Origin of the sequence: Reyranella sp. (assembly GCF_965279625.1) — a bacterium.
Taxonomy (GTDB): domain Bacteria; phylum Pseudomonadota; class Alphaproteobacteria; order Reyranellales; family Reyranellaceae; genus Reyranella.
On record NZ_OZ257251.1, the window covers coordinates 536,734 to 550,195 of the forward strand.

Annotated in this window: 15 protein-coding genes; 3 read left to right on the forward strand and 12 right to left on the reverse strand. The window is 67.1% G+C overall.

All coding sequences use genetic code 11. The annotated features are described in order from the left end of the window. Positions 1-37: 37 nt before the first annotated feature. From hflX to ACQY78_RS02425, 3 genes are all read left to right on the forward strand, one after another. Positions 38-1,345, forward strand: coding sequence for a GTPase HflX (hflX, locus tag ACQY78_RS02415; RefSeq protein ID WP_428686318.1), 1,308 nt, complete (start codon positions 38-40; stop codon positions 1,343-1,345). A 69-nt stretch (positions 1,346-1,414) separates the two neighbouring features. Further along, positions 1,415-1,702 (forward strand): co-chaperone GroES, encoded by a 288-nt coding sequence (locus ACQY78_RS02420; protein ID WP_425065953.1) that lies wholly within the window; start codon positions 1,415-1,417, stop codon positions 1,700-1,702. Positions 1,703-1,707: 5 nt separating this feature from the next. Continuing rightward, complete coding sequence (locus ACQY78_RS02425; RefSeq protein WP_428682393.1) at positions 1,708-2,541, forward strand: inositol monophosphatase family protein; 834 nt, start codon at positions 1,708-1,710, stop codon at positions 2,539-2,541. Between the two features lie 3 nt (positions 2,542-2,544). Here the strand turns inward: ACQY78_RS02425 and mazG are convergent, their stop codons facing one another. From mazG to ACQY78_RS02485, 12 genes are all read right to left on the reverse strand, one after another. Continuing rightward, positions 2,545-3,375 carry a nucleoside triphosphate pyrophosphohydrolase gene (gene mazG, locus ACQY78_RS02430; protein WP_428682395.1) on the reverse strand — a complete coding sequence of 277 codons (831 nt, stop codon included), beginning with the start codon at positions 3,373-3,375 and terminating at the stop codon, positions 2,545-2,547. 71 nt (positions 3,376-3,446) lie between these two features. Beyond that, on the reverse strand, positions 3,447-4,109 hold the full coding sequence (locus ACQY78_RS02435) for a hypothetical protein (RefSeq protein ID WP_428682397.1): 663 nt from the start codon (positions 4,107-4,109) through the stop codon (positions 3,447-3,449). 84 nt (positions 4,110-4,193) lie between these two features. Next, positions 4,194-4,964 (reverse strand): MBL fold metallo-hydrolase, encoded by a 771-nt coding sequence (locus ACQY78_RS02440; protein ID WP_428682399.1) that lies wholly within the window; start codon positions 4,962-4,964, stop codon positions 4,194-4,196. Next, on the reverse strand, positions 4,955-5,743 hold the full coding sequence (locus ACQY78_RS02445) for a TatD family hydrolase (RefSeq protein ID WP_428682401.1): 789 nt from the start codon (positions 5,741-5,743) through the stop codon (positions 4,955-4,957). Before ACQY78_RS02445 ends, ACQY78_RS02440 begins: the two co-directional genes overlap by 10 nt. A 1-nt stretch (position 5,744) precedes the next feature. Continuing rightward, the gene (metG, locus tag ACQY78_RS02450; protein ID WP_428682403.1) at positions 5,745-7,349 is read right to left on the reverse strand and encodes a methionine--tRNA ligase; all 1,605 of its coding nucleotides are present in this window, start codon (positions 7,347-7,349) and stop codon (positions 5,745-5,747) included. A gap of 169 nt (positions 7,350-7,518) precedes the next feature. After that, complete coding sequence (locus ACQY78_RS02455) at positions 7,519-8,649, reverse strand: DNA polymerase III subunit delta' (RefSeq protein WP_428682405.1); 1,131 nt, start codon at positions 8,647-8,649, stop codon at positions 7,519-7,521. Positions 8,650-8,652: 3 nt separating this feature from the next. Then, positions 8,653-9,288, reverse strand: coding sequence for a dTMP kinase (gene tmk / locus ACQY78_RS02460; protein ID WP_428682407.1), 636 nt, complete (start codon positions 9,286-9,288; stop codon positions 8,653-8,655). Continuing rightward, a complete protein-coding gene (locus tag ACQY78_RS02465) occupies positions 9,285-10,577 on the reverse strand; it encodes a D-alanyl-D-alanine carboxypeptidase family protein (RefSeq protein WP_428682409.1) in 1,293 nt (430 codons plus the stop codon). The genes tmk and ACQY78_RS02465 overlap by 4 nt, the downstream gene beginning before the upstream one ends. Next, a complete protein-coding gene (locus ACQY78_RS02470) occupies positions 10,561-11,568 on the reverse strand; it encodes a septal ring lytic transglycosylase RlpA family protein (protein WP_428682411.1) in 1,008 nt (335 codons plus the stop codon). The genes ACQY78_RS02465 and ACQY78_RS02470 overlap by 17 nt, the downstream gene beginning before the upstream one ends. Positions 11,569-11,695: 127 nt before the next feature. Then, on the reverse strand, positions 11,696-12,580 hold the full coding sequence (locus ACQY78_RS02475) for a lytic murein transglycosylase (protein WP_428682413.1): 885 nt from the start codon (positions 12,578-12,580) through the stop codon (positions 11,696-11,698). 97 nt (positions 12,581-12,677) lie between these two features. Then, complete coding sequence (locus tag ACQY78_RS02480) at positions 12,678-12,998, reverse strand: Atu4866 domain-containing protein (protein ID WP_428682415.1); 321 nt, start codon at positions 12,996-12,998, stop codon at positions 12,678-12,680. Further along, positions 12,995-13,462 (reverse strand): carboxymuconolactone decarboxylase family protein, encoded by a 468-nt coding sequence (locus ACQY78_RS02485; protein WP_428682417.1) that lies wholly within the window; start codon positions 13,460-13,462, stop codon positions 12,995-12,997. The genes ACQY78_RS02480 and ACQY78_RS02485 overlap by 4 nt, the downstream gene beginning before the upstream one ends.

Below are 13,462 nucleotides of genomic sequence, written 5' to 3' on the forward strand. Positions count from 1 at the left end.
CGAGCAGGACGCACCGGAAAAGCGCGCACGGCAGCCGTTGGAGACAGTGCGTCCGGCAACGGTCGCCGCTGTCGTCTGCCCCTACACGGCCGGGCCGCGCGGTCGCGGCAGCGAACGCGGCAGCGAAGCCAAGCTCGAAGAGGCGGTGGGTCTTGCCCGCGCGATCGATCTCGACGTCCGGCTGGAGCAGGTCGCGCCGTTGCGCCAGATCACGCCGGCGACCCTGCTGGGCAAGGGTGTCGTCGCCCGTATCGCCGCTGCGGTCGAGGAACTGGGCATTGGCCTGGTCGTCGTCGACGACAAGCTCACGCCCGTCCAGCAGCGCAATCTCGAAAAGGCCTGGCAGGCCAAGGTCATCGACCGCACCGGCCTGATCCTGGAAATCTTCGGTGCGCGTGCCCGCACGCATGAAGGTCGGCTGCAGGTCGAGCTGGCCGCGCTCGACTACCAGCGTGGACGCCTCGTGCGGTCGTGGACCCATCTCGAGCGCCAGCGTGGCGGCTTCGGCTTCCTGGGCGGCCCCGGCGAATCCCAGATCGAGATCGACCGCCGCCTGATCGGCGAGCGCATCGTGCGGATCAAGCGCGACCTCGAAAGCGTGCGCAAGACGCGCGCTGTCAACCGCGCCGGCCGCAAGAAGGCGCGGCTGCCGACCGTGGCGCTGGTCGGCTACACCAATGCCGGCAAGTCGACGCTGTTCAACCGCATGTCCGGGGCCGACGTCATGGCCAAGGACCTGCTGTTCGCCACGCTCGACCCGACCATGCGCTCGATCAAGCTGCCGAACGGCAAGGGTTGCGTCCTCTCCGACACGGTGGGCTTCGTCTCCGATCTGCCGACGCACCTGGTCGCGGCGTTCCGCGCCACCCTCGAAGAGGTGATCGAAGCCGACCTGATCGTGCATGTGCGCGACATCTCCCATCCCGACAGCGAGCAGCAGCGTGCCGACGTCGAGGACGTGCTGCACGAGCTGGGCGCGCTGGACGAGGCGGGGGGCCGCCCGTTCATCGAGGCGCTGAACAAGGTCGATGCGCTGCCCGAAGAAGTCCGCCAGACCCTCGAGACGCGGACCGCCACCGGCGCCGAGCGCGCCCGCCAGTACCCGGTGTCGGCGCTGACCGGCGAGGGGGTCGATCGCCTGCTGGATGCCATCGCCGACCTGCTGGGCGCTGCCGGGGAGGCGCGCGAGGTTTCGGTGCCGCTGTCCGACGGCGCGACCATTGCCTGGCTCTACCGGCACGGCGAGGTCCGCAGCCGCCGCGACGAGGGTGATACCGCCTGGCTCACGGTGGCGCTGGACGCCGCCGCGGCCGCCCAATTCGAACGCCGTCAGCAGGCGCGCTGACAGCTCTGCGTTGACACTCAGCGGGCGCCCTTTCTATAAGCGCCCAAACCTCAGGACGAAGGAAACACCATGGCTTTCAAGCCCTTGCACGATCGAATTCTGCTGAAGCCGGTGGCCGCCGAGACCCGCACCAAAGGTGGACTGATCATTCCCGACACGGCCCAGGAAAAGCCCATGCAGGGCAAGGTCGTCGCGGTCGGCAAGGGCCGCCGCCTCGAGGATGGCCGCCTGCAGGAGCTGGGCGTCAAGGTCGGTGACACGGTCCTCTACGGCAAGTGGTCCGGCACCGAGGTGAAGCTCGGCGGCGTGGATCACGTGATCCTGAAGGAAGAGGACCTCTTCGGCGTCGTCGGCTGAGGCCGATGCTCGATTCCGGCGACTCGGAACGGGTCGCCGAACTCATGCGCGAGACGGCGGCAGCCGAGCTGCTGCCGCGTTTCCGCAATCTCTCCAAGGACGACGTCCGCCAGAAGCGGCCGGGCGACATCGTCACCGTCGCCGATGTCGCGGCCGAGCAGCGGCTGGCCAGCGGGCTCGCCAAAATCCTGCCGGGCGTGCCGGTGGTGGGTGAGGAGGCCGTCGAGAAGGATACGGGCCTTCTCGATCTCATTGGCCGTCCCGGCGAGGCCTGCTGGATCGTCGATCCGCTCGACGGCACCGCGAACTTCGCCGCGGGACGCGAGCGCTTCGCCATCATCATCTGCCTCGTGCAGGACGCGACCGCCGTTGCGGGCTGGATCCTCGACGTGCCGAACGACCGGCTGGCCGTGACCCAGCGCGGCGGCGGGGTGAGCTTCGACGGCACCTTGGTCCAGGGCAAGCCAGTGACGCAGCCGCTGAACGGCTTCGTCGGCTACAAGATCGCGAAATCCTTCGACGAACAGCTGAGCCCGGAGCAACGCGCCCGCTTGGGCAACATCACCACTTTGCGCTGCGCCGGCGCCGAATACCTCGAGATCCTCGCAGGGCGCGCAAATTTCAGCCTCTACCGTACGACAAAGCCCTGGGACCACGCTGCCGGCACCTTGATGATGCGTGAGGCGGGCGGCGGCGCCGTCCAGTTCGGCGCGGCGCCCTACACGCCGGCCCAGCCCCACAACGCCGGCCTGATCACGGCTTCGACCGAGGAAGCGCTGAACGAGGCGAGGGCGCTCCTCGAAGCGTCGCGCCTGCCGCTCCTGACACCGAAGGCGTAACGTTCAAAGCCGCGCCTTGGCTTCCTGCCAGAGGATTTCCATCTCTTCGAGGCCGGCGTCGGCCGGCTTGCGGCCTGTCTCGGCCAGTCGGCGCTCGATGTGGCGGAAACGCTTCTCGAACTTGTCGTTGGTGGCCCGCAGCGCCACCTCCGGGTCGACCTTGCAGTGGCGGGCGAGGTTGGCAACCGCGAACAGGACATCGCCAAGTTCGTCCGAAACCTTTGCCTGCTCGACCTTTCCGGCCTCCAGCTCGACCCGGAGCTCGTGCAGCTCTTCCTCGATCTTGTCCATGACCGGGCCGATCGTGGCCCAGTCGAAGCCGACGCGGGCGGCCCGCTTCTGAATCTTCTCGGCACGCATCAGAGCGGGAAGGGCCAGCGCGACCCCGTCCAGCGCCCCTGGCGTGCCTTCGCTGGCGCCCTTGGCCGCCCGTTCGGCGGCCTTGCGGGCCTCCCAGGACACGGTCTGAGCGTCTGCGGTCTTGATGTCCATGTCGCCGAACACGTGCGGATGGCGGTCGACCATCTTGTCGGCGATCGCGGCTGCGACGTCGTCGAATCCGAAGGCCTGGGCCTCGCTGGCGATCTGGCTGTGATAGACGACCTGCAGCAGCAGGTCGCCGAGTTCTTCCTTGAGTGCCGGCATGTCGTCGCGCTCGATGGCGTCGGCAACCTCGTAGGCTTCCTCGATCGTGTATGGCGCGATGGTGCGGAAGGTCTGGTCGATGTCCCAGGGGCAGCCATGCTGGCGGTCGCGCAGCCAGGCCATGACGGCCAGCAGCCGCGGAAGCGGTTCCTTGGGCAGGGATTCCGGGGTGGGCTTGCGTGAAGTCATGCCGTCCAACTCATTCCCAATTATCGTATAATATATATTATGACAAATATTTATATCATTTAGATATCAGTCTATTGCCAATCGATTCTCATGTTTTGTGTTATGAGTGCCAGGAGCTGTAGGCCACGACCGGCCTCGTTGGTCGGCATGCCGAGCGTGACAAGGAGTCCGAACTTCGGATCCTTCGGATTGGGATAGACCCAATCGAACACCGTGCGCGGGCCACTATTGTCGGATGGTCCCTTCGGCACGTTCTCGTAGACGATGACAAAGCTGCCGTCGCGGAGCTTGCGGGCCTGGGCCTGGACGCCTGGGCGCCGCGCCTTCATGGAGCCGGCCTTTGTGGCGGCGTAGTGCTCGGCGTCCTTGACGCCCTCGTAGGCGAAATCGACCCGCCAGACGATCAGCCGGATGCGCTTGTCGAGCGTGTAAGCGACACCCCGCTCCCCGTCTTCGCTGGCCTGCCAGCCCATGGGCAGCAGAAGCTCCACCTTGACTGAGTCGAAGCGCAGCCGGACAGCCTGGGTAGCAGGATCGATGCCCAGGACACGGGTGAAGGTCTGGGTCGTGCCGCCGCCGATGCTCTGTTCGCCGCGGGTGAAACTGGTGCCGTTGTCGGGCGTGCCGAAATCGCGAAACGTGAGCCCTCCAGGGTCCAGCCGGTTTGCCGTCTGGGCCTGGAGCGGCGCCGCCGAAGCGCCGAATCCTGCCGCCGCAGCGCCGAACAAGAACATCCGGCGTCCGGACTCGTTTCGTTTACGCTCTTTCGTCAGATTAGAGTACTCGTTTAACCATCTGGAATAAAGCAATTATTCACCCTAGAGGTCGATTTGTAGACCGTCATGGCAAGGCGTCACGTGGGACGGCGTCGTCCGGTCGACTTCGGCATAATCCATATCGACATGCAGGTTGGTCAAGAACGCCCGGCGGGGTTTCAGTCGGTCGATCCACTCCAGGGCGCGGTCGAGATGGGCGTGCGTCGGGTGCGGCCGGTAGCGCATCGCGTCGACGATCAGCACCTCGACCCCCTCCAGCGCCTGCAACGACTCCTCCGGTAGCATGACGACGTCGTTGGCGTAGCCAACCGGACCGAAGCGAAAGCCCAGCGAGGGAATGGTGCCATGATCCTGCAGGAAGGGCACGACAGGCAGGCCAGCGGCCTTGAAGGGACCGGAAATCACCGTGTGGCGATAGATTGGATTGTAGAAGCCGTTGCCCTCGGCGTGGAAGCAGTAGCCGAAGCGCCGGCTGAGCACGCCGTAGGTCCGCTCATCCGACCACGATTCGATCTGGCCCTGGCGCAGCGCATAGGGCCGCAGATCGTCTATCCCGTGGCACTGGTCGGCGTGATCGTGGGTCCAGATCACCGCGTCGATCTTCTCGACCTCGGCGTCCAGAAGCTGGCTGCGCAGGTCGGGCGAGGTGTCGACCAGCACTGTCTTGCCCTGATCCTGCACCAGGATGGAGCAGCGGCTGCGGCGATTGCGCGGGTCTGACCGGTTGGCCGCCCCCCACTCGCCCTTCCCGCCCGGCCCGCCGACCCGGGGAACGCCCGCCGAAGTCCCGCAGCCCAGGATGGTCACGCGCACCGCGAACGCTCCGCCTTGGTGAACAGCCGGAAGAAATTGTCGGTGGTCGCGGCCTCCAGCTCGGCCAGGCTCACGCCCTTGAGTTCGGCCACCTTGGCGGCGGTATGGGCGACGAAGGCGGGCTCGTTGGTCTTGCCGCGCTTGGGGATCGGCGCCAGGTAGGGCGCGTCGGTCTCGACCAGCAGCCGGTCGAGCGGCACGTCGCGGACGATGGCGCGCAAATCCTCGGCCGCCTTGAAGGTCACGATGCCCGAGATCGAGATGTAGAGCCCGAGCGCCAGGGCGCGTTCGGCCACGGCGCGGCCCGAGCTGAAACAGTGGATCAGGCCCGGGAAGGCGCCCTTCCCGTATTCCTCTTCCAGCATATCGCCGGTCTCGGCATCGGCATTGCGCGTGTGGACGATGAGCGGCAGGCCGGTCTGGCGCGAGGCGGCGATATGGGCGCGGAAACTCTCGGCCTGCTCCTCGCGCGGGCTGTGTTCGTAATAGAAATCGAGCCCGGTCTCGCCGATGCCGACGACCTTGGGATGGTGCGTCGCCTCGATCAGCCGGTCGGGGGTGCGTTGCCCCTCCTCCTTCGCCTCGTGTGGATGGACTCCGACCGAGCACCAGACATTTTCGTGGCGCTCGGCGATCGCCCGCACCCGCTCGAACTGGTCGAGCCGCGTGCCGATCGTCAGCATGCCGGCAACCCCGGCCGTGCGGGCGCGCGCCAGCACCCCGCTCTCGTCGCTCGTGAGCTCCGGGAAGTCGAGATGGCAGTGGCTGTCGATCAGCATGTCAGCCGGCAGCCTTGGGCGGCTTGGGAGCCTTGGGCGGTTTCGGCGGCTTGGCCACGGGCTCGGCCGCCGGCTCGATGAAGCGTGGGAACACGCCCTGCGGCGGCGGTAGCGCGGTGCCGGAGACCAGCTCCTCGTCGAAGGCCGCGTGGACGCGCTTTTCCGGCGAGACCGCGAGCTGGTCGAGGATCCTGGCCGTCGAGCCCGGCATGAACGGCTGCACCAGCAGGGTGATCCGCCGGATCGTCTCGGCCAGCACCCACAGCACCGTGTCGCGCCGCACCGGGTCGGTCTTGGCCAGCGCCCAGGGCGCCTGCGCATCGACATAGCGGTTGGCGTCGGCGATCACTTCCCAGATGGCGGTCAGTGCCTTGTGGAAGGCCTGCTCGTCGAGCTCGGCGCGCACGATGGCGAGCAGGCCGCGCGCCCGCTCGAGCAGCGTCGTGTCGGCCTCGATCAGCTCACCCTTGGGCGGAACCTTCTCGCCGCAATTCTTGGCGACGATCGAGAGCACGCGTTGGCAGAGATTGCCGTAGGCGTTGGCGAGGTCGGCATTCATGCGACCGATCAGGGCGCGGCGCGAGAAATCGCCGTCATTGCCGAACGGCACTTCGCGCAGCAAGAAGTAGCGAACTTGGTCCAGCCCATAGGTCGTCACCAGATCGACCGGATCGATGGCGTTGCCCAGCGACTTCGAGATCTTCTGGCCTTCGTTTGTCCACCAGCCATGCGCGAAGACGCGCCGCGGTGGCGGCAGGCTCGCAGCCATCAGGAAGGCCGGCCAGAACACGCAATGGAAGCGGATGATGTCCTTGCCGACCATGTGGAGGTTGGCTGGCCAATACTTCCACAGCGGATTGCTCTGATCGGGATAGCCACACTCAGTGATGTAGTTGGTGAGCGCGTCCAGCCACACGTACATGATGTGCTTCTCGTCGCCGGGCACCGGAATGCCCCAGGAGAAGCTGGTGCGCGAAACCGACAGATCCTGAAGGCCGCCCTTAACGAAGCTGATCACCTCATTGCGACGGCTGTCGGGACCGATGAACGCGGGATTCTTTTCGTAGAAGTCGAGCAGCCGATCGGTCCAGGCCGACAGCTTGAAGAAATACGACGGCTCCTCGACCCATTGCACCTCGGCGCCGGTTGATGTGGCGCGCCGCTTGTTGTCCGGCCCGACCTCGGTCTCGCCCTCGACGAAATAGGTTTCGTCGCGCACCGAGTACCAACCGGCATACTTGCCGAGATAGATGTCACCGGCTGCGACCAGCTTCTCCCACAGCGCCTGGCAGGCCGCGTAGTGGCGCGGCTCGGTCGTGCGGATGAAGTTGTCGGGGCTGTAGTTCATCACGCCGATCAGGTCGCGGAACGACTGGCTGACCTTGTCGGTGAAGGCCTGCGGCTGCAAGCCGGCGGCGGCGGCGGCCGTCTCGATCTTCTGGCCGTGCTCGTCGGTGCCGGTCAGGAAGTGGACGTCATAGCCGTCGAGGCGCTTGAAACGCGCCAGCACATCGCAGGCGAGAGTCGTGTAGGCATGCCCGATATGGGGCACGTCGTTGACGTAGTAGATCGGCGTGGTGACGTAATAGGTGCTGTTGCCCGACATGATTACTGAACTCCGAACGGCCGCCCCTGCCGGGGCACGAGACTCAAGCGCGTTCAGCCCCGCATTCGTGCGCAGGGGAGCGAGTCTCTGATGTCGGACCGGGGCAACATGGGCGACCTTTTCCCATGCCTACCCCTGTGGATCAAGAGTCGGCGCCGAGACGGCACGTTCATCGCGTGGCGGCCTGAAGCTTCAGGAAGCTGCCCATCACGGTCTGCTTGCGGTCGAGATTGACGGCGTCGGCCCTCGAAAAGAGCCTCGCCACTTCTTCCGACGCTTCCATCCAGCGATCGAGGCTCGCGGCCGCCAGCAGCCGTGCCTGCACGCCGCTTTCCATCGGCACTACAGGTGCAGATTCCGTGGCGAGCGCGGCCTGCCGCAGCAGGCCCTTAAGCCAGCCGTCGAACAGGTAGTTGAGCGAGCGCCAGTCAGCATTCGCCTCCTCGCCGCGCTTTGCGAAGCGCTCGGCGAACGCATGCAGCCGAGGCATGTCGAGGTCGGGCAGGGTCGCCAGAACCTCGACCATCTCGCGATAGAGGTCGAGGCTTCCTGCCGCCCCCAGCTCCAGCGCCCGCCCGATGCTACCCTCTGCAAGGCGGGCGAGCGCCCTTCTCTCCTCGGGCTTCGTTTCGGGCGCATGAGTGCCGAGCAATTCCACGACCGTGTCCTCGGACAGAGGCTGCAGCGCGAGCCTTCTACAGCGCGAGCGGATGGTCGGCAGCAGCCGGCCCGGCGCATGCGCCACGATCAGCAGCACGGCGTTGGGCGGCGGCTCCTCGAGGATCTTGAGTACCGCGTTGGCGCTGTTGCGGTTCATCTCGTCAGCCGAATCGACGATGGCGACCCTCGCCTTGCCCATCGCCGGCGTCATGTGCATGAAGCCGCCGAGGTCGCGCACATCGTCGACGGCGATCTCGGCGCGCATGCGGCCGGTATCGCGGTTCAGGGAGCGGCGCAGATGAAACAGGTCGGGATGCGAACGCGCATCGACCAGGTGCCGGCCCGGCGCATCGGCCGGTACGTCGAGCGATTCAGGGCCGCCGCCGAACAATCCGCCCTGGTCCTGTCCCGCCAGCAGGAAACGCGCGAAGCGCCAGGCCAGCGTCGCCTTGCCGATCCCGCGCGGTCCGGTCAGCAGCCACGCATGGTGCAGGCGACCGCTCTGCTGCGCCGCCAGCATCGTCTTCTCGGCCTGCTCGTGCCCGACCAGCCGGTCGTTGCGCCACGGCGGCGGCCAGCCATAGGGCCATTCGAGCTTCTCGGCTTCGGCCGGATCGGAGGGCGTCTTGCCGCGCGCCAAGTCTCAGGACCCGAGACGTGTCGAGAGTGCATCGCCTATCGCCCGGGCAATGTCGTCGATCCCGGCGGTCGCATCGATCACCGTGCAGCGCTCGGGGTCGGCCGCGGCAATGTCGAGGAAGCCCGCCCGCACGCGCTCATGGAAGTCGAGCGGCAGGGACTCGTAGCGCGTCTCCTTGCCGCGACGCGAGGCGGCGCGTGCGAGGCCGGCTTCGACCGGCAGGTCGAGGATCAGCGTGAGGTCGGGCCGGAACGCGCCGACCGTGATGTCGTAGAGCGTGCCCAGGATGGCGCGGTCGATGCCGTGGCCGTAGCCCTGATAGGCCATGGTCGAATCGGCGAATCGGTCCGAGACGACCCAGGCGCCGCGTGCGATGGCGGGCAGCACCGTCGTGCGCAGATGCTCGCGCCGGGCGGCGAAATGGAGAAGGGCCTCAGTGACCCCGTCCCAGCGCTCCGCCGGGCCCTCGACGAGCAGCTTGCGCACCATCTCCGCGCCGGGCGCGCCGCCCGGTTCGCGCGTGGCGATGCACTCGTGGCCACGCGTCTCTATCCATTGCTTGAGGCGGGAGACCTGGGTGGACTTGCCCGCCCCTTCTCCGCCCTCCAGCGTGATGAAGCGTCCCTGCGTCGCCCTCACGACATCCAGCCGAACATGTAATGCTGCAGCATCGTGGCGACGCGGCTGAACACGCCCATACGCGCCACGTCGGCGCCGGCCTCCAGCGGATACTCGATGGTGCGGTTGTCAGAGAGGGTGAGGACGGCGGTGCCGATCCGGGTGCCCTTGACGATCGGCGCGGCGATCGGCCCGTCGAAGTTGACGACGACGCGCGGCGACGCGGTCTGCCCCGCCGGCACGGTGAGCTGCACGGCCTTCGGGATGACCAGCGGCACCTTGTCCTGGGCGCCCAGCCACACCGGCGCCTCCACGAGCGTGTCGCCGGCACGGAAGACCGTGATGTTGGTCGACTCGCGAAAGCCCCATTCCATCAACCGCGCCGTTTCCTGCGCCCGCTCGGCCATCGAGGTGAGGCCGTTGACGACCAGGATCAGGCGGCGGCCGTCGCGCACCGCCGAGGTGGTCTGTCCGTAGCCGCCCTCTTCCGTGTGGCCCGTCTTGAGTCCGTCGGTGCCGGGCGTGATCTTCAGCAGCCGGTTACGATTCTCCTGGCGGATGTTGTTGTAGGTCCAGTTCGTCTCGGAATAGTACTTATAATACTGCGGGTAATCGTCGATCGTGTGCCAGCCCAGTACCGCGAGATCGCGCGCCGTCGTGTACTGGCCCTCCGCCGGCCAGCCGGACGCGTTCTTGAACACCGTCCTGGTCATGCCGATTTCTTTTGCGCGCTTGTTCATGCGCTCGGCAAAGGCCTCCTCGCTGCCCGCCAGTCCCTCGGCGATGACGACGCAGGCGTCGTTGCCCGACAGGATGATCATGCCCTTGATCAGGTCCTCGACCGTGGCCTCGCTGCCGAGTTCGAGGAACATGCGCGAGCCGCCCATGTTGCGCGCCTTCTCACTGACCCGGAAGCGCGTGTCGAGCTTCAGCCGGCCAGCGGCCAGCTCGTCGAAGACGATGTAGATCGTCATCATCTTCGCCATCGACGACGGCGCCATCGGCGTCTCGGCGTCCTTGAAGAGGAGCACTGTCGAGGTCTGCGGATCGACCATGAAGGCGTGGCGCGCCAGCGTACCGATGCCGACCTGCGACGGCGGCAGTGCTTCGAGCTTCGGCGCAGCCGGCTCCTTGGGCGCGGGCTTGACGGTGGCGGCGGCCGGCGCGCGCGGCTTGGCCGGCGGCTTCTGCTGGGTCGCCGGCTTCTTCGGCGGGTCCTGCTGGGCGGAGGCAGAAAGCGAGAGGCCGGCCAGGCCGGCGACGGCAAGGAGCGCCAGTCCGGCGCGATAGACCCTATTCAGCGACCACACGGGCATCCCCATAGCCTGAACGCTTGAGCCGGTCGGCGACAATGCCGGCCGCATCTTGAGTGGTATAGGGCCCCAGCCGCACGCGATAAACATCGCGTCCGTTGGCCGAGACCTGGGAAATTTCGGGGTTCCCGTAGCTGCGTACGGCACCGCGCTGCTTCTCGGCATTCTCATGCGTCGAGAAGGCGCCGACCTGGACGAAGAAGCCACTGAGCTGCGACGACGGTGTCGCCGTGGCCGTCGTCGCCGAAAGCGACGCGACGGTGGGCGGGGCATCGCCAGACGCGGACCTAGGCGCCCCGAACGGCACGGCATTGCGCGGGGGGGTCGCGTACACGGTCTGTGCGGGAGCGGCCGGCGCCGGCGGCGGCTCGTAGGATGCCTGCATGACCGGTGGCGGCGGGGCCGCGACGGGTACTGGCGCCGGTACCGGAACCGGCGCCGGGGTTGTCGCGGGTGCCGCGCGCTTCCCGCTCGCGATCTGGGCCACCGCCTGCTGCTGTTCGGCAGGACCGCCGCCGCTCAGGGCGACGTCCTTCACGGCCAGGCTTTCGGCCTGGAGCTGGTCGACGCGGACACGCGCCGTGCCCTTGCCCACCATGTCGATCTCCTCCGCCGCGGTGCGCGACAGGTCGATGACACGGCTGCGGGCGAAGGGGCCACGGTCGTTGACCCGCACCACGGTGCTGCGGCCGTTCTCGAGATTTGTCACCCGCACGATCGCCGGCATCTGCAGGGTGCGGTGGGCGGCCGTCCGGTCGGCCTGGTCGTAGCGCTCGCCGTTGGCCGTCGACTTGCCGTGGAAGCCCGGCCCGTACCACGAGGCCGTGCCGGTTTCGCTGAGGGTGAAGGTCTCCTGCGGCGTGTAGGTGACGCCGTCAATCTTGTAGGGCTGGCCGATCTTGTAAGTGCCGCGCTGGGCCACGCTGCCACTGGCGCCTGCAGCCCCGCCCTTGCTGGACGATCCGCAGGCAGCGAGGCTGGCCGCCACAGCCGCTACACCGCAAAGGCGGAGTGCGCCGGACAGGGGAAATCTCAGTTTTACCAATGCTAGCGGCATGATGTTCACATTGTACATCATCTTGGGCGCTTGGAGGAGCACCCTTCCGCCGCCCTGGTCAGGCGGCGATCCGGTCGGACAGGAGACCCACCGCGAGGGCAAAGAAATCCGACTGATTCCAGCGCAGGATCACCTTGAAATTCTCGGTCGTCTGGTAGGCCGGGCCGCCTGCTCCCGCGGGCCGCACGATGCGCCCGGCACCACCCGCCTGGGCGCCCGACGACACCTCGTCGCCCCAGCGCATTCCCGGCCGCCAGCCGACCTTGCGCAGGTAGTTCACGATCGAGGCGAAGACGTCGAGCTTGTTGGTCCAGATGTCCTTGCGGCCGTCGCCATCGCCGTCGGCGGCATAGGCGAGGAAGCTCGTCGGAATGAACTGGCACTGGCCCATCGCGCCGGCCCACGAGCCTTTCATCGCGTGCAGGCCGATATGGCCCTGCGACAGGATCTTCAGCGAGGCGATGAGCTGCTCGCGGAAGAACTTGGCGCGGAAGTTGTTGTGGACCAGCGTGGCCAGCGCCTCCACCACCTCGAAGTCGCCGAGCCGCGTGCCGTAATTGCTCTCGATGCCCCACAGGGCGACGGCGACCTGCGGCGGCAGGCCGGCCGGTGCGGCGAAGCGTTCGATCGCGGCGCGGTTCTCCGCCAGCAGGGCGCGGCCGCGCTTGATGCGCTCGTCGGAGACGACGAGCCCTTGGTAGCGCTCCCAAGTCATCTTGAATTCGGGCTGGTTGCGCGCCTGTTCCATCACGCGTGGCACCTCGCGGATGTCGGCCAGCGCCGCATCGAGCGTCGCCTTGTCGACGCCGGCCTTCGCCGCTTCCTGACGAATCCCCTGCAGCCACGCGGCCGGAAACCTTCCGTCACCCTGGGCGAAGGCCGGCCCCGAGGCCGATAGAGGCGCCAGGGCCGTGCCGGCACACAACAGTCTACGAGTGATCATGAAGCGTCCGCTAATTGGTCGTTGCCCTCACGGGATGCGACACCCCTGTGCCGGCCAATTTTGCGCACACTATGGCGACCTCGCGGGCTGGCCATCGTCACTCGCGGCGATGGAGAATCATCCCGCCGTGATGCAAAGTGTTCTCGTCGACGAAGACGCCGTCGGCCGTGAAGCCGGTGTCGTCCCAGTATTCGATCCGCGTCCCGTTGACTTCGTAGCGCCCGCGATAGGCGCTTTCGCGCGTGCCGCGCGCTTCGTCATATCGATTGCCGGGCAGCAGGTTGTGACGGACGTATCCGTCGGCGGTGACCCACGATCCGATGTAGGAACGGGTTGTCATTTCGGCATGACCTCTGGTCGCGAGGATGAAGGGGCTGCTGGTGGCGAGTGCCAAGGTCAGGAGGCGTATGGCCCTCATTGTGGCCTCCTCTCAGCCCGCCGTTCGGCGAAGAGTTCCGAAAGAACCTGCGAGGCCGCGATGGCGCGCGAAATCCCGGCCGGCACGGTGATCATGTAGATGATCTCCTTCAGCTCCTCCTCGGACACGCCGATGTTCAGCGCATAGCCCGCATGGACCTTCATGAAGGGCAGCTGGCCGGTCGCCGCGAAGGCCGCCACCGCCGCGAGCTGACGGGTACGACGGTCGAGCCCCGGCCGTGTCCAGATATCGCCGAGCGCGTAAGCCTCGGTCGCCTCCGCGAGGAAGGGAAACTCCTGGCGCATGCCCTCCAGCGCCGGCTGCGGCTGGCCGCGATTGAGGTCGCGGATCACGGCGTCGCCGCGCTTCAGTCGCTCCTCGACGGTCTGCGCGACGGCGGGCGCGGCCGCGAGGGCAACGAACAAAGCCGCGGTGATTGGGCCGAGCGTCGAATGCAGGGTCAT

Excerpts from the sequence above, each read along its gene's own strand:
- ACQY78_RS02420 (WP_425065953.1), top strand. The coding sequence starts at position 1,415 with ATGGCTTTCAAGCCCTTGCACGATCGAATTCTGCTGAAGCCGGTGGCC.
- ACQY78_RS02425 (WP_428682393.1), top strand. The coding sequence starts at position 1,708 with ATGCTCGATTCCGGCGACTCGGAACGGGTCGCCGAACTCATGCGCGAG.
- mazG (WP_428682395.1), bottom strand. The coding sequence starts at position 3,375 with ATGACTTCACGCAAGCCCACCCCGGAATCCCTGCCCAAGGAACCGCTT.
- ACQY78_RS02435 (WP_428682397.1), bottom strand. The coding sequence starts at position 4,109 with ATGTTCTTGTTCGGCGCTGCGGCGGCAGGATTCGGCGCTTCGGCGGCG.
- ACQY78_RS02445 (WP_428682401.1), bottom strand. The coding sequence starts at position 5,743 with ATGCTGATCGACAGCCACTGCCATCTCGACTTCCCGGAGCTCACGAGC.
- metG (WP_428682403.1), bottom strand. The coding sequence starts at position 7,349 with ATGTCGGGCAACAGCACCTATTACGTCACCACGCCGATCTACTACGTC.
- ACQY78_RS02475 (WP_428682413.1), bottom strand. The coding sequence starts at position 12,580 with ATGATCACTCGTAGACTGTTGTGTGCCGGCACGGCCCTGGCGCCTCTA.
- ACQY78_RS02480 (WP_428682415.1), bottom strand. The coding sequence starts at position 12,998 with ATGAGGGCCATACGCCTCCTGACCTTGGCACTCGCCACCAGCAGCCCC.
- ACQY78_RS02485 (WP_428682417.1), bottom strand. The coding sequence starts at position 13,462 with ATGACCCTGCATTCGACGCTCGGCCCAATCACCGCGGCTTTGTTCGTT.